At 45.2% G+C, this 19,779-nt stretch carries 24 protein-coding genes and 1 pseudogene; 4 read left to right on the forward strand and 21 right to left on the reverse strand.

The window, feature by feature from the left end; genetic code table 11:
* The first annotated feature begins 561 nt into the window (after nt 1–561).
* Nucleotides 562–2,013, forward strand: a complete 1,452-nt coding sequence (gene nhaA / locus ACJJIB_RS13525) for a Na+/H+ antiporter NhaA (protein WP_444886444.1) — start codon at nt 562–564, stop codon at nt 2,011–2,013.
* Nucleotides 2,014–2,195: 182 nt separating this feature from the next.
* On the opposite strand, the gene ACJJIB_RS13530 is transcribed toward nhaA, so the two are convergent.
* Together ACJJIB_RS13530 and ACJJIB_RS13535 are read right to left on the reverse strand one after the other, a co-directional pair.
* On the reverse strand, nt 2,196–2,591 hold the full coding sequence (locus ACJJIB_RS13530; RefSeq protein ID WP_444884573.1) for a universal stress protein: 396 nt from the start codon (nt 2,589–2,591) through the stop codon (nt 2,196–2,198).
* Nucleotides 2,592–2,937: 346 nt separating this feature from the next.
* Nucleotides 2,938–3,768 (reverse strand): glycerophosphodiester phosphodiesterase family protein, encoded by an 831-nt coding sequence (locus ACJJIB_RS13535; protein ID WP_444886445.1) that lies wholly within the window; start codon nt 3,766–3,768, stop codon nt 2,938–2,940.
* Between the two features lie 1,662 nt (nt 3,769–5,430).
* Here ACJJIB_RS13535 and ACJJIB_RS13540 point away from each other — a divergent pair.
* Complete coding sequence (locus ACJJIB_RS13540) at nt 5,431–5,877, forward strand: hypothetical protein (RefSeq protein ID WP_444886446.1); 447 nt, start codon at nt 5,431–5,433, stop codon at nt 5,875–5,877.
* Nucleotides 5,878–6,204: 327 nt separating this feature from the next.
* On the opposite strand, the gene ACJJIB_RS13545 is transcribed toward ACJJIB_RS13540, so the two are convergent.
* The 16 genes and pseudogenes from ACJJIB_RS13545 to ACJJIB_RS13620 form a co-directional block, all read right to left on the reverse strand.
* Nucleotides 6,205–6,597, reverse strand: a complete 393-nt coding sequence (locus tag ACJJIB_RS13545; RefSeq protein WP_444886447.1) for a hypothetical protein — start codon at nt 6,595–6,597, stop codon at nt 6,205–6,207.
* A 240-nt stretch (nt 6,598–6,837) separates the two neighbouring features.
* Nucleotides 6,838–7,401: pseudogene (locus ACJJIB_RS13550) on the reverse strand (Y-family DNA polymerase).
* Nucleotides 7,402–7,839, reverse strand: coding sequence for a LexA family protein (locus ACJJIB_RS13555; protein WP_444886448.1), 438 nt, complete (start codon nt 7,837–7,839; stop codon nt 7,402–7,404).
* A gap of 78 nt (nt 7,840–7,917) precedes the next feature.
* Complete coding sequence (locus ACJJIB_RS13560) at nt 7,918–8,763, reverse strand: CPBP family intramembrane glutamic endopeptidase (RefSeq protein WP_444886449.1); 846 nt, start codon at nt 8,761–8,763, stop codon at nt 7,918–7,920.
* Between the two features lie 65 nt (nt 8,764–8,828).
* Complete coding sequence (locus tag ACJJIB_RS13565; protein WP_444886450.1) at nt 8,829–9,293, reverse strand: hypothetical protein; 465 nt, start codon at nt 9,291–9,293, stop codon at nt 8,829–8,831.
* Between the two features lie 119 nt (nt 9,294–9,412).
* Nucleotides 9,413–9,754, reverse strand: a complete 342-nt coding sequence (locus tag ACJJIB_RS13570; RefSeq protein ID WP_444886451.1) for a hypothetical protein — start codon at nt 9,752–9,754, stop codon at nt 9,413–9,415.
* A gap of 120 nt (nt 9,755–9,874) precedes the next feature.
* Complete coding sequence (locus ACJJIB_RS13575; RefSeq protein WP_444886452.1) at nt 9,875–10,204, reverse strand: hypothetical protein; 330 nt, start codon at nt 10,202–10,204, stop codon at nt 9,875–9,877.
* Nucleotides 10,205–10,293: 89 nt separating this feature from the next.
* The gene (locus ACJJIB_RS13580) at nt 10,294–10,605 is read right to left on the reverse strand and encodes a hypothetical protein (protein ID WP_444886453.1); all 312 of its coding nucleotides are present in this window, start codon (nt 10,603–10,605) and stop codon (nt 10,294–10,296) included.
* Between the two features lie 81 nt (nt 10,606–10,686).
* Complete coding sequence (locus ACJJIB_RS13585; protein WP_444886454.1) at nt 10,687–11,211, reverse strand: hypothetical protein; 525 nt, start codon at nt 11,209–11,211, stop codon at nt 10,687–10,689.
* Between the two features lie 12 nt (nt 11,212–11,223).
* Complete coding sequence (locus ACJJIB_RS13590; protein ID WP_444886455.1) at nt 11,224–12,111, reverse strand: IS3 family transposase; 888 nt, start codon at nt 12,109–12,111, stop codon at nt 11,224–11,226.
* Nucleotides 12,063–12,416 carry a transposase gene (locus ACJJIB_RS13595; RefSeq protein ID WP_444886456.1) on the reverse strand — a complete coding sequence of 118 codons (354 nt, stop codon included), beginning with the start codon at nt 12,414–12,416 and terminating at the stop codon, nt 12,063–12,065. Before ACJJIB_RS13595 ends, ACJJIB_RS13590 begins: the two co-directional genes overlap by 49 nt.
* Nucleotides 12,417–12,512: 96 nt before the next feature.
* Nucleotides 12,513–12,962 (reverse strand): hypothetical protein, encoded by a 450-nt coding sequence (locus tag ACJJIB_RS13600; RefSeq protein WP_444886457.1) that lies wholly within the window; start codon nt 12,960–12,962, stop codon nt 12,513–12,515.
* Between the two features lie 99 nt (nt 12,963–13,061).
* On the reverse strand, nt 13,062–13,442 hold the full coding sequence (locus ACJJIB_RS13605; RefSeq protein WP_252085139.1) for a DUF7674 family protein: 381 nt from the start codon (nt 13,440–13,442) through the stop codon (nt 13,062–13,064).
* Nucleotides 13,443–14,339: 897 nt separating this feature from the next.
* Complete coding sequence (locus ACJJIB_RS13610) at nt 14,340–15,242, reverse strand: host specificity factor TipJ family phage tail protein (protein WP_444886458.1); 903 nt, start codon at nt 15,240–15,242, stop codon at nt 14,340–14,342.
* A gap of 6 nt (nt 15,243–15,248) precedes the next feature.
* Nucleotides 15,249–15,386, reverse strand: a complete 138-nt coding sequence (locus ACJJIB_RS13615; RefSeq protein WP_444886459.1) for a DUF4113 domain-containing protein — start codon at nt 15,384–15,386, stop codon at nt 15,249–15,251.
* Between the two features lie 25 nt (nt 15,387–15,411).
* The gene (locus tag ACJJIB_RS13620) at nt 15,412–15,618 is read right to left on the reverse strand and encodes a hypothetical protein (RefSeq protein WP_444886460.1); all 207 of its coding nucleotides are present in this window, start codon (nt 15,616–15,618) and stop codon (nt 15,412–15,414) included.
* Between the two features lie 172 nt (nt 15,619–15,790).
* Here ACJJIB_RS13620 and ACJJIB_RS13625 point away from each other — a divergent pair, with 172 nt between their 5' ends.
* Entirely contained in the window at nt 15,791–16,129 is a 339-nt protein-coding gene (locus ACJJIB_RS13625; protein ID WP_444886461.1) for a hypothetical protein, read from the forward strand.
* 37 nt (nt 16,130–16,166) lie between these two features.
* On the opposite strand, the gene ACJJIB_RS13630 is transcribed toward ACJJIB_RS13625, so the two are convergent.
* Nucleotides 16,167–17,420, reverse strand: coding sequence for a Y-family DNA polymerase (locus ACJJIB_RS13630; RefSeq protein WP_444886462.1), 1,254 nt, complete (start codon nt 17,418–17,420; stop codon nt 16,167–16,169).
* Nucleotides 17,421–17,810 (reverse strand): LexA family protein, encoded by a 390-nt coding sequence (locus ACJJIB_RS13635; protein WP_444886463.1) that lies wholly within the window; start codon nt 17,808–17,810, stop codon nt 17,421–17,423.
* Between the two features lie 66 nt (nt 17,811–17,876).
* Here ACJJIB_RS13635 and ACJJIB_RS13640 point away from each other — a divergent pair, with 66 nt between their 5' ends.
* Nucleotides 17,877–18,158 (forward strand): helix-turn-helix domain-containing protein, encoded by a 282-nt coding sequence (locus tag ACJJIB_RS13640; protein ID WP_444886464.1) that lies wholly within the window; start codon nt 17,877–17,879, stop codon nt 18,156–18,158.
* A gap of 548 nt (nt 18,159–18,706) precedes the next feature.
* Here ACJJIB_RS13640 and ACJJIB_RS13645 read toward each other — a convergent pair.
* Entirely contained in the window at nt 18,707–19,753 is a 1,047-nt protein-coding gene (locus ACJJIB_RS13645; protein ID WP_444886465.1) for a leucine-rich repeat domain-containing protein, read from the reverse strand.
* Nucleotides 19,754–19,779: the final 26 nt, after the last annotated feature.

Raw genomic sequence — 19,779 nt, forward strand, 5'->3', positions numbered from 1 at the left:
TTAACCAAATAGCAATTAAAGCATATCACGCAGCATTATCTCATTGCATTCTATATTGCAGTTACAACACATATGAACAATTAAATATTACGTTATGAATCTAGCCTTATTTCTTCTAATGACATTATTCAAGCATATACAATTATACCTTTAAACATTCCGCATCCCGCACATAGAAGTGCCACGCAAGGACTATGACACAACCTAAAAGAGGGTTAGCAAAAAATAACCCTAAAAAGTTATAAGGTGAGATAAACCCTTTAATAATTAGCTAATATTCAAAAGGGAAATTATCTTTTAGTGAATGCCATACTTCACTCTCCAATTGCATATGCAAGCAATATCATACATATAAAATTGTGCTTACTTAGTGCCTATTCGTAAGCAAGATATGCCTATCTCTCTACCTATTTCCAAAACTAAACCCAGAAACACCCAACTCAATAAAAAACGTCAAATATAGAAAATGACACTACGACCATGATAACCTCTGGTCTGAACAGGCATAAAATAGCCCTGCATTTGGTGTGGCTTAGCTTAATAAAAGGAGGCAATTAGCCGATGGCAAAAAGTGTTCTGGATAGGTTCAAAATTCGTAAAGGAAAAGTCTTTGAGGCACCGCTAGAGGAGGCCTTTGGCCGCCTGGTTACACCTTTCGAAGAATTTATCCATCGCCAAAGCAGCAGTGGTATCTTACTGATGCTCTCTGCAATGGTTGCACTGATTGTTGCCAACTCCCCCCTACAGGATGCTTACAAGCACCTGCTGCACATGCCAGTCAGCATTGGCACTGGTGACTGGGTGCTTTCTTTATCACTACATCATTGGATTAATGATGGCCTAATGGCCATCTTCTTTTTCCTGGTAGGGTTAGAACTTAAACGTGAATTTTTAGTTGGAGAACTTTCAGATCTACGCCAAGCAGTCCTGCCCGTAATGGCAGCGGTTGGCGGCATGGTAGTTCCAGCCTTGATTTATAGCTCCCTAAACAGTGGCGACATCGCAGAACGCGGTTGGGGTATCCCTATGGCTACTGATATCGCTTTTGCCGTGGGCTGTATAGCATTACTAGGAAACAGAGTACCAAGGGCTGTAGTAACTTTTCTGGTAGCCCTAGCCATTGTAGATGACCTAGGAGCAATTCTTGTAATTGCTATTTGGTATACAGAGCAAGTGAACACTACCGCTTTAATGGCCTCCGGATTTCTAGTTGCAATCATGGGCTTACTCAATGCCGCCGGGGTTCGCCGCTCCTCTGCCTACGTCTTTACCGGTATTTTGCTCTGGTACGGACTTTACAAGGCAGGCGTTCATGCCACTCTAGCAGGCGTAATTACGGCAATGGCACTACCTGCCAAGCCAAAGTATGATCCCGTAGCGTTCAGCACCTTTGTTAAAGATATTATCCGCAGCTTCGATCGATACTTTCGCCCCGGTGATAAGATCATTGCAAACGATGCCCTCCATGCACGTGTAATGGCCTTGGGTAACGGTGTAAATCTAGCTCAGTCCCCCCTACAGCGTATGGAAACCCGCTTACATATCCCGGTGGGCTTTATAGTAATTCCAATTTTCGCACTGGCTAATGCGGGCATCCCTTTCGATAGCTTTAGTAGTTCAGCAGCGGTACTCAACCCAGTAACACTTGGTGTCATTAGCGGCTTGGTTGTTGGCAAGCTAATTGGCATTGTAGGCGCAACTTGGATTGGCTGGAAACTTGGCTGGGGCAAGCTACCCAAGGCTGCGAACTTTCAGCATATCGTAGGTGTGGCATTACTCGCCGGCATTGGCTTTACTATGTCTATCTTTATAGCCGAGCTGGCATTTAGCTCCCAGTACGAACTTCTGGTGCAGGCGAAAGCCGGTATCCTACTAGCTTCTGTAATCGCCGGAGTTGCCGGCTTCCTAGTTCTACGCAATGCACCTATCTCTGCAGAGCAAGAGGATGAATTCAAGGAAGCAGAGGAAGCTGAGAGCTCAAATTCTGGACTGCCGCCTCATTCCGTCTCGTAGCAGAGTAGATTTGTGGTAGGCCTAAAATTTCCGCTTTAAATTGTACAGCCGGAGCCGAGTAACTATAATCAAAATAGTTACTCGGCTAAGATTTACTCACATAACGATTACTTAGATAACAGCACCGGCTAGGCTTGGTATCGAATAACTCAACTAACAATAAAAAATAAGTTCAGCATCAATTAAATCCGCACCAAAGTCACATCACAATGAGCATAATTTACGATACTATTTGCCGTAGAGCCTATTAGAGAGCTTATACCTTTCTTAGAGTGAGTCCCGAGCACGATTAAATCTACACTTCTTTTTTCAGCTTCCTTGCAAATCACCTCATAGGGCTTGCCTACTTTCAGGAGTCTATTTTTCTTAGAGATACCGAAATCTGAAACTATCTCCTCAAACTTCGGAATAGCATCCTCTTTAAGCTCTCGCTGATAATCCTTAGGCAAAAAACTGTAGGGAAGCACATTTAATACGATTAACTTACTTTCATGCTGCCTTGAAAGTTCTACGGCCCTAGAAAGCACAAAGCGCCCTTCTTTGGAAGCCTCTATAGCGCAAAGAATTGTTTTATACATCTAACCCCCTCCCCTTATTATGATAACTAAACACTACTAAAAACAGCCGATCAACACAAAACGCCCACTGCTAGATTCATTGTCACACAGAAATCGCCTCCTAAGCACCCATCAAAAATCAAAATACATCAGTTTCCAGCCTACCCATGCGGCATCTCTGTATTTGCAAATGGATCCAAACTATTCAAACAGGAAGGAACTTAATTCACTTGGAATCGGGGCTCAAAGAAGTCACCTTGAGAACAACTTTGTATCACTAGAGCACCCAAAACACAATAAGGTCCCAATTCACTTTAAAATTTATTACATTTCAACCTTCCATAGCCTTTAAAAATAGAGTGATCAGTTAACGCTCACCAGCATCAACAAGCGCTCGATAAATTCGGCCTGGATAATCACCAATAATCCCATCTACACCCAATGATATACTGCGCTCAATATGGTCTTCATTGTTCACTGTCCAAAGGTCCACAGCCACTCCTTTTTTCTGAAAAAAGCGCACATAGGGCTTGGTCGTAATACTATATGGCAATTGTGCAACATCAAACTTGGGCTGAAAAGCCCAGCCAAAACCTGTACTCCAAGCAAGACTTGCTTCGATAAGCTCACCTATAGTTGCACTGGTTCTAACCTGACCCCCGCTAAGTTCACGGAAGTGCTTCATGGCTTTACTATGCTGGCTAGCAACAGTAACTTGCTGCTCCATACGGTAATCTGCAATGACTTGCCAAAGAGTCTCAGAAAGAGTCTTATCATTCGGCTTAATCTCTATATTAAAATAGCCATCCGGGTAACGCTCAAACAATTCATTGAGAGTTAACAGGGTGAGTCCTTGCCCCCTAAAAGGGTAGCTATTGCCATTATCTAATGTGAATTCGTGACCAGCATCAAGGGTTTTAATTTCACCCAACGTCAAATCCGCAATTTTTTCAGATATCCCAACATTATCCTTAAGGTCTGAATCATGATTAATGATGACAAAGTAGTCTTTCGACAGATGAACATCTAACTCTAGTATATCGGCACCTTGCTCCAATGCTCTATCAAACGCTAGCCTTGTACTTTGAGGATATTCACCAGACGCCCCCCTATGTGCGAGAATCTCAATAGAAAATGCCTGATTACAATATCCAACACAAAAAACACAGAAAGCCAATGCACGCATAAATATTTTCATATTTCAAACCCATCTTATGTTAAAGGAGAAGCTTTTCAATAAATAGTCAAAATATCTTCATCGTACGCAAACCAAACAAAACCATCACCCTTCAAGCAATTGTCAAGGTTCAATTAGGCTTTTATTTAGAACCAATTCAGCAGAATTAGTTAAACAACAATTAAATATTTTCCAGCAAGCCTTACCAGCTAACCCACATCATTGCCATAAACGTTATAATTTTTCCAAACCAGTCCCACCTTAACTCTCCTCGTTAAATTAGTACAACTACAACTTCTCCCAACAATAGGTACCAGCTCACAAGTTTTTATTTCCTAATGCCGCCATACTACTTCAGGTGAAAATATTCGCCAAAATTGAGACATAAAATTAAACATGTCGCCTAAGAAATCCGTCAGAAATAGATTATAGCGCCACTAAACTATCAACATTTTGATATGAGACAGAACGTATGGAGACTTACCCGCAAATAAAGCGCTAACAACTGAGTAATAGATATTTAAGAGCTTAAAGCCATACTGACAACCCAGTAAGAGAGAAAAAGGTTTAAAAGGAGCTCGCCCTCTTGGTACTCACCAAGAAGAATCGCACACGCTGAGAGACTTATTAGCTTGAAGCTAGCCCGCAAAATGATTGAAGCATATCGGACATACCACTTCGAATATAGAAGGAAGAAAAACTCCTCTGAACTACCTAGAATGCAGCACCGCTCCCAAGTCACGGAGCCCTTCTAACGCAGCCATAGCTCAGGAGAAAGCCACAAAATCGTCAATTTACCTTATCGGCAGGGATATCAATCGTGAGATTCAAAGTTAGAAGGCAAGTGTGTAAGACCGGTTTGGTATGCAAGCATTCCTAACTCTCATCAATACAGAAGCGAAATAATTGCGCACTTAGACACGCCAAATGAACTTGATCGCCAGTTTAATGCATGGAAGCCCAATCAAAATTTGGCGCGTTGATATTACCTATATCTGGGCTTGGTTAAGACTGGTGTTGCCTGGCAACCACCATAGATTTGCATGCTCACATGCATCGTCAAATGGTCCCTCTCAAAGCAAGCAGATGCCACATTAACGACAAATGTCCTTGGTAATGGCCCGGGAATATCAAGAAATACCCGGTTGAGCTATGCTGCTCTCAGATCAAGGCAGGCAGTATTCGAGCCTTTGATCATTCCTTAGTGTATTACTACAACTGGAAGCGCCTCCTGGACGAATATTTTGTTGATTCGATCCATCTCCTATATAGCCTCCCTTATTCTGAACAATTGCCCTGGTGGGAGTAATCTCGATATGCCCTATTCCTTCTTTCATAGAAAGTCATCCTGGACGGTTTAAAATTCGCAACAATCTTTCACCTCCCGATCGTACAATTACGAATGTCATCGATGGAGTAAGGAGACTGTATAACAGCTTTGCTGCTCTGCTGAAGTGAAGGGTAACATTTATTAGTAGATCTACAATATTAATTTACATTTAAGAGCTTTTACCCTCTTATTCAGGTGAAAAGCAGGAAAACATCGTGAAGTATCGCATGATAGAGAAGTCTCCTAATAAGTTATTAAATTCATCTTGGGGGCAAATATCGCACCCTCTCGAGGCAGCCTAAAATGCATTCTGGCTGCCATTTAAAATAATTATTTAATCAAGGAGTTTCCGAATGGTTGCTTTAAGAGGTTCTACAAAAATTCCACCTTATCAACTCACAGAACATGACGAAGACTTACAAGACAATCCACCAAGCACTGGGTTTGCCGCAAGAGGCAAAGAGGACAAAGCTAGAGCACGTGCATTAGCGCGAATTAACGATGCAACTGGCTTAAACCTAACAATGGATGATTTTGAGGTAACTATGACGGCTTCAGGCGATACTAGTCGATATACACCAGTTGAGTGGAAATGCTCACGAACGGTGGGGCATGGTACTCGGGAGCGCACCTGGTCTCTTATTATAGATATGGATGACATCCCTCCAGGTGCCGCAGGTAATGGGCCCGACCGTCCTCACATTGGATATTCGTATTGGTGCAACGGTTATGACCCTATAGGAAGGGTTAACGGTCATATCTTTATCGAATACATATCTGCATCAAGACTAACCGTGTGAACAAAGTGAGTGGCTTGAGCAGTCCAGCAAAACTAAAGTCACTCCCCAAGGGAAATCTTCCCATCTAGCGATTCAAGTAGGCAATGTAAATACTTACCGCACATTCAATTTTCTCTGGACACCATTGTCCCCTATAAACAAAGAGCCACTGCTATTTTTTTGCTGATTCAACCCATCGTCTATATGGCTACTCCTACTCAGAACTATTGTCCTGAAGTGAATTAAACCCAGCACACAACTCAATTGTCTGAGTCTACTGACACCTTTTGCGCTAAGATACAGTAGAAGATAGCCATAACCGAAACTTAGATTACAACAATTGTATAGTTAAATGTGATGAGGCTCTTTATTGGTTTTAATAACCTCTCTAACCGTTGCGCCACCAATATCTCTGCAAGTTTGACCATTACTAAAATAAAGCTTGACCGCCTCACCTCTTACCACTGGGCGAACAAAACGCCAAGGCCAAAATCCGAAACGCTGAGAGCCAACATAATTTACTACTGCATTAGCTCCTAAGGCATCAGCCTTATCAGCAAATACCTGCAAAACATCAGTTACACTGCCATAAGAATTTTTACCTATTTTAATTCTTTGGATCTTTTCGTATTTTATATCTGATGCTGGGTGCCCCGTAACTAAGCATATATCTAGTGAGTCACTTGCTGAAACTGGAACTGAAGCAAGCATTAAAGTTGCAATTAAGCCTAAATTTTTCATTATCACTCCCTAAAACTAATAAAACCAAGTGTACATAATTCCCAAATCGACCGCACCCAAAAAAATGAAAAAAATTAGACGATTTAACACCAAAAAAGTACAATTTCTTGCCAGCTGCATTTTTTCAAAACAGAGTTCAAAATATTCCCTTTCAACTCCAAGACTCCCTCAAAACGGTAAAGCGAAGATCTGACCATTTCTGTGCGGATGGCTTACCGACTTAAAGCCTACAGAAAAATGTTAAATCAACCAATTAGACAAGGCTTCCACGGAGATACTTTCAGAAGGAATAGATATGACAAAAACAGCTGTGCGGCGCTGCACCCACTGCCATTTCTCGGGAGTATCCGATGCATAGACGCCATCGCACTTGGGGATCTTCTCGGCCGAGCGGTTGGCGAGCTTGGCCAGGGTTTTACTGGGGGCGATACCCACTCCGACAGGCATACGAATATTACGACAGAGCGTGTTACGGATCTTGCGGCCGTAGCCCTGCCAATCCTCCTGCAGCCCTTGCAAATCCAAAAACATCTCATTGATGCTGTAAACCTCCACATTGGGGCCTAACTCGCGGAGGGTGGTCATTACCCGGTGGGAGATATCGCCATACAGGGGATAATTGCTGGAGAAGATGGCCAGCAGGTGCTAAACCTTAACGAAAGGCTCCAAGTCGCCAATGCCCAACAGCTTCGCCTCCTTGGAGCGCGCCACCACAAAGCCATCGTTATTGGAGAGCACCACCACCGGGCTCCCGCGCAGATCGGGCCGGAATATCTGCTCACTGCAGTCCACCAATACCAGCATTCAGCGCGGCCGGTGATAACGCACCGAAGCCTTCCCCCCCTCCACAATCAATTCCTGCCCCTTACAAATAGGGATCGGCGCGTAGTCATCATTCGCAGAGAGCAGCCGCCCCTGCTGCTGGTCCAGCACCTTGCAGGTCAGCTGCCCATCCAAGGCCACCACCACATCGCCATGGGTAGGCTTTAGCGAGCGATCGACAATCAACAAATCCTTGTCGAAGATACCGAGCCCCATCATGGGATCCCCATTTGCCCACGCCATAAAGGTCGCCGCCGGCTTGCTGTTCATGTGCTCATCCAGGCTCAGGGCCGCCTCCTCACCAATCAGCTGCAGCAAGGCGGTGCGCGCATTCTGATTGGGGCAGCCAACCACCCATTCCAGGCCGGCACATAGATTATTAACGTGGTGAAGTTGTTGAACGTGAGCGGTCAAAGGCATGGTCTACCTCCTTGCAGGAACGACAAACCCTAACCACCAAAGGCACTGGCCCCGGTGGCTTACCCCCGCCAAGGCCCGCTACTGATTTATCGGGGCTTTTGGCGATAAACACCGATCAAAAGCCTTGCCCCGTCGAACGACATGACGAAAAACGAGGTACGCAACAGCATAGAACACTGCGATACACAAACCAGTATCGCTGGCCACCATATCCCAAAACTTTGAACGCGAACCCGGTTCCGTTAAAAGCAATACAGGGGCCGCGAACTGGAAGAAGAAATTGTGAGCAGCGTGGGCGATGGTGGCAACCCAGACTGATCCAGAGCGCATTCTGAGCTCGCTGAATACAAAGCTCATGGCGATAATACCGAGGCCATAGATCAACGCCATGAGCAACGTATAATCTGTCTGGTAGAAACCTCCGTAAGCAATGAGTGGAAGATGCCAGGACGCCCATACAAGTCCGCTGACGAGATAGGGGTTCTTAACACCACCACTTACCAACTTTGGCAATAGGAATCCGCGCCATCCGAGCTCTTCCCCAAATGCGCCGATCAGGCCAAGCACTAAGACGGACAGAAGAACAGGGCTGAGTTGGATCAGTTGCTCCAATGACACCAGCGAGAATTGCCGGATATCAATGGCTGCAGATACCAGACCCGTTAGCAATACTAATAGGAATGGAATTGCGACTGCATAGACGTAGTAGCGTCCCTTTCCGATCCGAAAGCTGACATCTTCATATCCAGATTTCAGGATGAGTCTCAGCACTATTGAAAGAGAGCCAGGGATGCACATCAGGGTGACTATCCAAAGCGGGCCGAAATTCCTGACACCCCCGCTGGCGATGATGAACGCCTCCAAGCTCCAACTAATTGCAAGCACCAAGACGATAAAGACTAATGCTTGGTTTCTATCCTTCATCATACCTCCATGTGTTCAACGGCTAACGCCGGCAGCAACGGCCGGAGGTCCGCTGCATGCCCTTGTTACATTTCGGCTCGATAAATAAACGTTGGGCAATCATAGTACTCACCTTTACAAAAGCCTTCTAATTTCCCCAACATTTTCACTAAATCTGGGTTTTCTTTGACTTCATATTGTTCGCAATCAGCCTCACAAATCAAGACATAATCACTGGCTACTTTAAGTAGACTACTTAATGCTTGATTGAAATCTTCATATTCAGGGCAAACTAGATATTCATTCTTTGTGATCATCGGAGTCAAACTAATGACGATTCTTCCTTTATATGAAGTTTGAAGGCCTTCATAGTAATATTTAGAAATCTCGGCCTTCCCTAACATCTCACCAATCAAAACATCATTGAAGTAGCAATACTCTTCTTCGCTTATAGCAAATGGATATTCAAGATGTTTAATAGAGATTTTCGATAGAAAGCGCTCTCCAACAACTAGCTCAAAAACATCTGGTCGATTTCTATACGTTTGCATGATCTCTCTAAGAAATGTAACGTTCGGTTAAGTGGTTAATTTAAGTTGGCGGCCTTGATGAGCAAGCAGCAAAGATGACAACTTAAACTAATCCATCTTCAACCGCTTGTCAGACGCCGCTACAAAACCCAAATATCTTTAAAATCTGGCACGCTAGGATGCAGGTTACAACTATCGTACGATCGCAGTCTTACAGTCTTTTGAGCTGTATATGCAGCCAAAATCGCACTGTAGTATTCTCTTCCGTAGCTTGAGGAAAGATCAAGCGCGAAATCAAAATCAGAATTTTCTTCACAACCAGCTGGCCTACTTCCTGTAGGAATTCCATCCACACCAATGAATACTTTATTCTCATATATAGAACCAAGGAATATTGATTTTATTTTCCCTGTATATGAAAGCGAATCGGCACTAACCGCCTGGCTTAACATCATAAAAGATACAGCTAATAACTTCTTCATAATCTACCTTACCACCTAGTTTCGTATAACGCCTCGCTCAGCAGAAAATTACAGCGTGCTAGCGTAGTCTTAAAGCATACTGTAATTTGTCCGACTGCAGCGACTTATTATGTTCACTCACTATTTATCAGCGTATATCATAATGTAATTAACTATTTCGATATTCGCTGAATTGCAACTTCCTGTTGTATCAATCGTTATTTTCTTTCCCGCCATAAGAGCTGCAATTGCAACACTCTGTTGTACCTCATTTACAATTGCGAACCTATCAATTTGGTCAGTGCTAGAGCATGGCGAGTTAGTTATATCATTTTTGACATGGATAGTGTTATAGGGATCACTAATCCCTTCCCCTTGTATCTTGTCAATATCTAAGTCTGTGTATGTTGTTGCAGCAGAAGTTGATGCAAAACAGATTGAGGAAATTAACAGGGTAAACATCTTTTTCATTCATTACTCCTTAGGTTGCTAAATCGTAAAACATAACGCCTCAAGCTGCGGAGCGAAGCGTCCGACAGCCTTGAAATGCTATGAAAATATTAGTCTTTGTAGACAGACATATGGTCAACACTAGCTCTATTGCCTTCACATTTATTTATGACTATTTCTACTCTCTTCCCGGAAGAAAAAGCCGTCAATGCCATAGAATAAAGCTCAGAAAAATGCGGCTTAGCTTCCCTATATACAGTGAAATGTGATCCGCCACACTGTTGACTTCCATCCAAGTTGCCAACCAAAAAAGTAAAGCCAAAATCTTCAGCATAAATCCTATCTATACTAGCGTTCACCCGATCAAAAGCTTGCGTAGATATGCTCACTAAACATAAAAAAATGAACATTAGCTTTTTCATTGTCACTCCTAATGACTTAATGGTTTAAATTCATAATGCCAAGCTTTGGGGCCGGAGGCGTGACAACACCGGAGGTCGCAGTCAGGCCGAAGGCCTGGCGCTAACAGCGCCTTGTAATGTTTTTAGTTGAAAACCAATACTCTCTAAGTATTTAGAAATTAAACTCCACCTTTGCTCTGTCAACCCACTAAACATCTCTCTCCAATCCGGGCAAGAAGCGAAATAGCTTTCGGTTGCAATAGAGAGAAAAGTGTCAATTTCTTTAGCTCCAAAACGTACATTAAACGCAGAAAAGTGGCTCTCGTAATTTTTAAGTATACGTAACGAATCTAAATCACCTGACAACTTTAAAATTTGGCATAGCGGGACATACAAATGCATTGAATGTGTAAAGAAGTGGTCCCAGCCCTGCATATCGGCTACAGACTCAAGATACGCTACGGAGTACAAAAACATTTCCCTCTCACCTAACGAGCTTTCTACTTCAATACATTTATCAAGTAGGTCGTCTATGTCTAGAATATTCATTGTTTTGAAACATAACGCTTTGCTCAACGGCGCGCGCAGTTTGCGCGTCGAAGCCTCCCCCCTTAAAGTAGACGCCACCTTATATTCATCTTATGCGGCCATTCTTTCATATTCATCTGGGCTTTTGAACCCAAGTGAACCATGTCTTCTTTTAAAGTTATAGTACCTATCAAGATACCAAGATAAGTTGGTTCTTAGCTCCTCAACGGATTCAAAATTAAATCCTTTGAAGCTCTCAGTTTTCAGTGTTTGAAAAAATGATTCTACATACACATTATCATTCATAAATCCTGGACGATTCATGCTCGGCACAATACCCAGTTCCTTGAGTCGGTTTTGGTATGCATAAGCACCGTACTCAGAACCTCTGTCGCTGTGAAATATTAGATCTGATTCTATATTTCTGCAACGGACAGCTTTATTTAGCGCTGACAGTGTTAGCTCAACAGTTCGAGTGTCCGACAGCTCCCAACCCAACACTTTCCGGGAGTAAAGATCAATAATCACAGCTAAATATTGCCATTGCCCATTGATCTTCAGATAGGTTACATCACCAGCCCATTGAGAGTCTGGTTTAATCGGCATACCATGCTCTCTTTGTAAATTTTCAACCTTAATGCAAGGATTTCCAGGCAAAGGGCGTCGACGATAGATCCTTCCAGCTTTCACCACGATTCCAGCCTCTCTCATAAGGCGTTCAACGCGCTTGTGATTTATTCGTTCACCATTAGCTTTCAGCTCTGCGCTAATTCTTGGGCTTCCATAATTACCATCATGCTGCGCGTAGATAGCTTCGATATACCCAAGAATTTGCCTATTTTCTATGTCTCGAGTGCTCTCATCACGGTTGAGCCACTTATAAAACCCTTGGGGTGAAACATTCAAGTATCTACATAAGTACCTGACACCAAAGTCTGATCGATTAAGAGCTATGAACGAGAATCTTTCAGCTTTGGATCTTTCAGGTACATTTCCCACTTTTTTAGGAAATCATTCTCCTTTTGCAATTTCTCAACCTGCTTTTTTAGACGTCTTATCTCTTTCTCATCAGTTTGAGACTGAGTTTTCGTTGTCTTTGCCATACTTATTCTACGACTGGGCTTCTCGACCAGCTTGCCTTCTCTACTTTCCTGTCGCCATCTATACACCATTACTGGATGCAAACCAATAATGTTGGCGATAGTGGTCGTATCTACTTTCAGTTGATTAGTGAGAGCTACCACTCTAACTTTAAACTCTGTTGAATATTCAACAACCCGCTCTTCACTCAGTATTTTCGGCATTTTTTCCTACCCTATTCAAAAGGTAGGCGTCTACTCAATGGGGGAAGGTTTCGTCCGGTGGAGGGCCGTAGGCCCGGAACGAATTGCAGCAATTTGTTAGGTGTTTCTAGCACGATCTACTCTCTCGATTAACTCCGTGATAACGGGGTTTCTAGAGAATGGGTTAAACCTCATTGGAGGATTAAACGCAAGCTCCTTGCCGATAGTGCCATCTGAACGAATTTGTAATACAACCCTTTCCGGCGAACTCATCTGGGCGTAACTAATGTTAATGATATCTTTGAGTAGGACTCTTTGTTCTTGCCCTCCTTTACGGAAGAGCAATGAGTCTCCCTCGTCATAGACTTCATCAGCTAGATCCCAGAGTAACTTTTTGAAGAAGAAAAAGCCAAAGACAGCCATAATAACTGGCACAACCAAGAACATTATGGACTCCTGGGCTGCCCCAGCTGCCAAAGATGTGACTAGAAAGAATGAAAGAAACCCAAACCATATACTTGGAAAAAGCTTCTTAAAATAGAATGTTGATCCTGATATTTTCTTCATACTATCCCTGACACCTAACGCCCACAGCACGGGCGGCCGGAGCGCAGCGTAGGCCGTCCTGCGGAGGCCCAGAGGGCCGTAGCAACGTGCCTGTGATTGTTAGAGTGGTGCTTGCCCGTGAAACCCGACATAGAGCCCCTTTAGATTCTTAGGAATTACTTCCCAGTACGGCCGAGCATTATCGCTATTTACTTGCCAAAACAGATTCTCTACGAACGCGACGTCAATTGCTTTCATTATTCCACTTTCACCGTGCTCGTACTCTGAACTAATGGTTTCAAGGAGTGCCTGATAATTATCAGCTGCCACTTTCTTTTTCATTTCGCTATTCAGGGCATTCGCTAGTGATTCAAACCAAGAATATGAAGAGAATTCCGTTTGGACCAACCTGTTCCAATAGTCATCATATAACTTGTCAGCATGTGCTGATATTTCAGGATAGGTTTCCTTAATTTGCCTACAAAAGGTATCTAAATCCATCTCGCTTCTCGGTCTGGAGTTCTAACGCCCGCAACAGGGGCGACCAATGCTGTGCACATTTTGTGCGAAACTGGGAGCGCAGCGACCTGCACAAAATTTGCACTGCGTTGGGCGTCCCGCGGAGGCCCCAAGGGCCGGAGCAACCTGCTTGCGCTTGTTAGTGGCAATCACTGTAAGATGTATCCGTAAATCGCTAACCCTAACACTGCGAGCACCACGACTAAAAACTTTAGCTGGCCATTGTGTACTTCTGCGTTTGTAATTGGTTGAAGCTTTACCGTAAATAGTGTGAATAGAGAGAGTATAACGCTCGCGGAAAAACAGATAAGAAGCGGTAGTACACTTACCATAAACACTGAAATAAACGCAGATAGGCCAGTTATTGCCCACAAAGCCTTTTTTGCTTTTTGCCAGAGTGTTGGCTCAACGCTGTGGCAACAGCAGCTTGAACATCGTGCAGGACCAAGTGAATGCGCCCCAATCTTTGAAAAAGCATTGACTCCAAAATTTTTGCAATGTGGGCACTGAAATCTCATTCTTGCTTACCACTAACAGTTTATTAAAGAGCCAGAGGCTCACTATCCATTTAGCTACTATTTCTGGGATAGAGCCTTCAAGCTCCGCAAAAAAGCCTTTATTTAAAGCAGGTTATAAACTGCTGTCTAAATAGTAACCAGAGATGGTGAGCCATTGGCTCAAGTCGTCTGGTTCAACTTCCCGCTCTTGAACACATTTTACCTATAATTAAATCAATAAGTTAGGGGGATCTTTCTGTAGATGTAAGCCATGGCTCTATAATTCGGGCCTTCGCACCGGCGACACGCTCTGTATCACCCACTCGGAATAGCCATAGCCGCAATCGAACTATGCCGACTAGGCTGTGTGCCACCTCTGCAATCAAGCCGGCCTATTATCATCATCCGCATAGACCCGCTCATCGTAATTGACCGCCGTCATACTTCCCCGCTCTGTGCCGCTGGATTTAATATCGGTGATTAGTGCCGGGGGGATCCAGCGCTCGGCTTGGCCGAACATATACAGCGGCGGTTCCATGCTGCCGTCTAGTGTGGGGGTAAAATCCAAATTGGAACCTATCTCTATGAGGTTGGCGCTGTTGGTTGGCGTAGCCGTATAGAGCCCGGACAGGGTGCCATCTGGTTTGCGCAGGGCGAGGAAGTGCGTACCAGTGCCCCACTCCAGTTCTGCATCCAAGGTGATGAGTCGGCCGTTTACCGCCAACACCCTGCCCGTCTGCGAATAGCCGGGAATATCGTCAGCAAGGGCGCAGTAGCTCAGATAGCGGCTGTTGAGGCCGTCCATTTCCGTCTTAAAGCTGTAGCGAGCGCGACGGTAGCGTTGGGTGCGCCTTTGCCGCATACCAAAGCGCCAGGCTTTGGTTTTTTCGGTGATGCCGAAGGCCCTGACTTTTTTCGGCGCCTGGCCCAGGTCCCCTGGCAGGGTGCATAAGACCGTAGCCGGTTTCCAGGTTTGAGGGTCGAAATATTCCACCACGATGCCATCCGGCTCGTCGGGGTCAAACAGCTTAATATCCCTTTCCAGCTCGCCGACCATATTGCCCGGCTGATACATGTGTTCAAACGCCGTGCGAGGGCCGTCGCGTACTGGAATGATCTGGCCATAGACCAGGGTAGGTTCTGTATAGCCTACGGCGAGGACTTTTTTCAATGCCTCGAACGAGGTGGTTTTGTTATCGAATACCGCCGAGAAGGTATCGCCACGCGCGCTCCAGAGGGCATGGAGTTCTTCCATCTCCTCCAAGCCAATGATTGAGCGAAGCATTCCCCCTTAAAGACAGAATCCCCAACAACCCACACTCAAGTCACCGCCCTCAGCAAATCCCCCCCACCGAGTCGTATAGGCAGGCGATGTAAATGCCTGCCGCATCTTCCACTTTTTCTGGATACCTTCTGCCCCGAGAAACAATGTCCCGCAACCGAACTTTTTATTGTCAGGTCCATAGTCTGCATAGACTGCCCTGCCCCGAGCGATTGCCCTGGGGTGAACAAATCACCCTGCCCAGGGCGCGGGGGATTATCTCGATTAGCCCGACGCCCGCTTTCATAAAACGGCAGCCGAGGCGGTATAGATCGGCAATGGCTTCTCTCACCAGCCGCACGATTACTCGTGTATCGTCGGTGGGATATGGGGTCTGCACTACGGCGCTACGGCGCTACGGCTGTAGTAGTAGGGCTGGGCTTGAATTTTACTAGTTGCGATCCCCACACCGACGAATAAACAACAAATGACCTAACGAACTATTTAAATTATAATTAGTAGATAGCAAAACCTGATTGCAAGATAAATATTAATTCTTATTAGGAGTTTTAATGAGGAAGTCAATTATCTATTGGGCAGCAACTACAATAGCTTCTTTAGGGAGTATGAATGCTATATCCTCAGAATTCGTAACAGGGGAAATAAAGAGAATTTTTCCAAGCACTTCAGGAGAAGTACGATTCAGATTAAAAAATGATTCCTGTATTTCCGGAAGTCAGTACTATTTCTTTGAGATGAATGAGAATGATCCAACAGGCAAGTATGCATCTAAAAACTGGTATTCAATGCTACTTGCTAGTGCTATGGCAAACAAAGAAGTTTCTATTAACATAGAATCTTGCCCTACTTCGGGCGATGCTAAGATAAATTATATTTTTCAAGACTATTAATTCCCCACCCCTTCCTTGGGTCGCATCTTCCACTAACTCAAGTCACCACCCTCGGCAAATCCCCCCACCGAGTGGTATAGGCAGGCGATGTAAAAGCCTGCCGCATCTTCCATTTTTTCTGGATGCCTTCAGCCCCCAGGAACAAAGTCCCGCGACCAAACTTTTTATTGATCCGGTCGATCTCCTGCATGGTCTGCCCTGCCCTAAGCAATTGCCCTGGGGTGAACAAATCCCCCTGCCCCAGCGTGCGGGGGATTATCTCGATTAGTCCGACGCCCGCTTTCATAAAGCGGCAGCCGGGGCGGTATAAATCGGCAATGGCTTCTCTCACCAGCCGCACGATTACCCGCGTGTCGTCGGTGGGGTATGGGGTCTGCACGACGGGGCTGCGGCTGTAGTAGTTGGGTTCATGGGGTGAGGTGTGCAGAAATACGTGAATCGACTTAACCATCGATTTCTGTGCGCGCAGTTTCTCCGCGGCCCTGCTGACATAGGGGGTCGCGGCTTGCAATATGGGCGCTAAGTCGGTGAGCTTTTCGCCGAAGGAGCGGGTGCAATAGATCTGCTTTTTCGCTGGGGGCTCTTCCTCCAAGCCCAGGCAAGGGATACAGTTTAGCTCTTCGATTGTTCGCTCAATATTCACGTTGATGCGGCGGCGCAGGATTTTCGGGTTGGCCTGCGCCAGGTCATAGGCGGTCTCTATACCGAAATCCACCAGACGCTTTGTAAGGCGACGGCCTATACCCCACACATCATTCACAGCTGTGCGGCGCTGCATCCACTGCCATTTCTCCTGCGTATCCAACGCACAGACGCCATCACACTTAGGAATTTTCTTGGCCGCGCGGTTGGCGAGCTTGGCCAGGGTCTTACTGGGGGCGATACCCACACCGACAGGCATACGGATGTTACGCCACAGGGTATTGCGGATCTTGCGGCCGTAATCCTGCCAATCCTCCTGCAGCCCGTGCAGATCTAGAAACATCTCATCAATGCTGTAGACCTCCACATTGGGGCTGAACTCGCGGAGGGTGGTCATTACCCGGTGGGAGATATCGCCATACAGCGGGTAATTGCTGGAGAAGATCGCCACCCGGTGCGCGCGCAGCAGGTGCTGAACCTTGAAGAAGGGCTCCAGATCGCCGATGCCCAACAGCTTCGCCTCCTTGGAGCGCGCCACCACAAAGCCATCGTTATTGGAGAGTACCACCACCGGGCGCCCACGCAGATCCGGCCGGAATATCTGCTCACAGCTGGCGTAACAGCTATTACAGTCCACCAATACCAGCATTCAGCGCGGCCGGTGGTAACGCACCGAAGCTTTAACCACCCCCTCCACAATCAATTCCTGCCCTTCCCAAATGGGGATTGGGGCATAATCATCATTTGCAGAGAGCAGCCGCCCCTGCTGCTGGTCCAGCACCTTGCAGGTAAGCTGGCCGTCCAGGGCCACCACCACCACATCACCATGAGCAGGGGTTAGAGAGCGATCGACAATCAATAGATCCTTATCAAAGATGCCAATCCCCATCATGGAATCCCCATTCGCCCGCGCCATAAAGGTCGCCGCCGGCTTGCTGACCAGATGCTCATCTAGGCTGAGGGCCGCCTCCTTGTGGTCATCGGCGGGAGAGGGAAAGCCACAGGCAACGCCGTGGCCATAGAGTGGAGAAAGCTTCATTCTGGAAACCTTGAATACTGTATATTCATACAGTTTATTACCAGAAGGCAGCAATCGGCAAGAGCAATGGATGACTACGAGGCCGGAACACTGGGCGAACGCCTGCGCAACGCAAGGAAACAGGAGGGGAAAACGATCGCACAGCTGGCTAGGCAGCTGGGGCTGGCGCCATCTCAAGTTTCAAAAATGGAAACAGGCAAGCAGAAGATACCCGCAAAGCTGCTGCCGGCTTGGTGTGAGGCGGTGGGGATTACCCTGGCGGAAGTGTACGGGGCCGAGAACCTTCACCACTTTGCGCAGATCCCCTTTCCGCCACTTATAGCTCGTCTATATGCACAGCTACCATAGGAATTTCGCTTGCATATTCACCGAGTAATCGAAAGTAGTTACCAGCTTTGGACGTCGCGCTGCAACGCCTTGTTAGCATTTTGTCTTGTTTTCCCCTCTAACACCTTTCCAACGCCATATTTGTACTCGCCCAATTTTCTCTATAGAAAATTATGGAATCATAGTGCACAGTCATTTCATCACTTCTCAATAGGTATGGGAATTTGGCACTTTTAGAAAGAAGGCCCTCATAACGTGTTAATGCATGGTCTTGAAATGCATAGTACTGTCCATAATTAAACTTATCGCAGTCTTGGCTGTAACGATCCAAAAGGATATTTACGAAGTTTGCCTCTCTGCTGTACCCTTCCATTTCATAAAGTAATCTGTCTCTGCCTTCCATAAAGGCGGAAGTCGTAAACCCTAAAAAAAACCCGGTTACGATTAGCGTGCCGATTCTCAAAAACTTCATCTATATCTCATACGAATGCTAACGTCACGGCCTGCGGCAAGTTTGAAGCGCAGCGGAAAATTTGTCCGACAGTAGCGTCTTGTTAGCCCTGACATACCTAATTAAACAGAAATCGTTCATGCGAATACTCTTCAATGCCTTTCTGCTTCATCATACTTTCCATCTGTTTATTCTTTTTGTCACTACCGAAGCCGAACAATGCTTTCTTTAAGGACTTCAGTTCCAACAACTGATCGTATTGATCTGGAGCCATATTTTGGGCACATACATGAATAAACTCTTCTAAAGCTGGGGCTTTGAACAAACCATCTAAATCCTCCAGCCCTTTCATTGTTTCCAAATATATCCTTCTTAATTTTGTAAGATTACTTAGATCTGGAAATTCGTCTACGTTTCGAAGTGACTGGAGAAATAGATACTGCAGCCCGGTGAGAGTTGATATTACAGAGATATCAGATAGACCTTTGATCTGCCATAATTCCAAGTATTTCAGATTTTCCAAACTTTCAATCGCACTAAGATCTTTTATTCCGCCAAGCTTGATATCTAAAGACCACAATCTACTGAGTTTTCGTAGAAAGCTAATGTCCTTTGGACTAACAGACCTTAGAGTAAGCTTCTCTAGAAATTCGAGCTCACCTACTATTTCAATATTTTTGTTTTGCCCCTCGATATACAACTCTTTTAGATATGGTAGATTTGACAAGCCATCTAACTTAGGTTTCTTTGACTTTGTAGCGCCGAGAAATAATGCCTCCATTGATTGAGGCAGGGATTCTAGGAAATCAAAGTTATCTAGATTATAAACACCTACAGATAATGACTTTAGTGCTTTCAAATGCGTGATATTTTCTAGATCACTTACTTCTCTTAGACAATCGATAGACAAGGTTTCAACAGATGGTATATAAGCCAGAGTACTTAGGTCGCATACTTTCGAATAATGACCATAGATCCTTATCTCAATATCTGGACGTTTAGGTATCAGGAGATCATTAAGTAGTTTCCAGCTCTCAGTAGTAATAGGACCGCAAGTCTGTATTACTTTCACTTTTAGATCATTTACAACACCGTCAATACAAGACTCTGAAATGTCATCTTGTATTTCCAACCTATTAACTGAGAGTGTTCTAGCTATGGGCATTCTGTCTCCTAAGAAGGCTAACGCCT

This window comes from Microbulbifer mixtoriginis (SeqCode) (genome assembly GCF_052467705.1).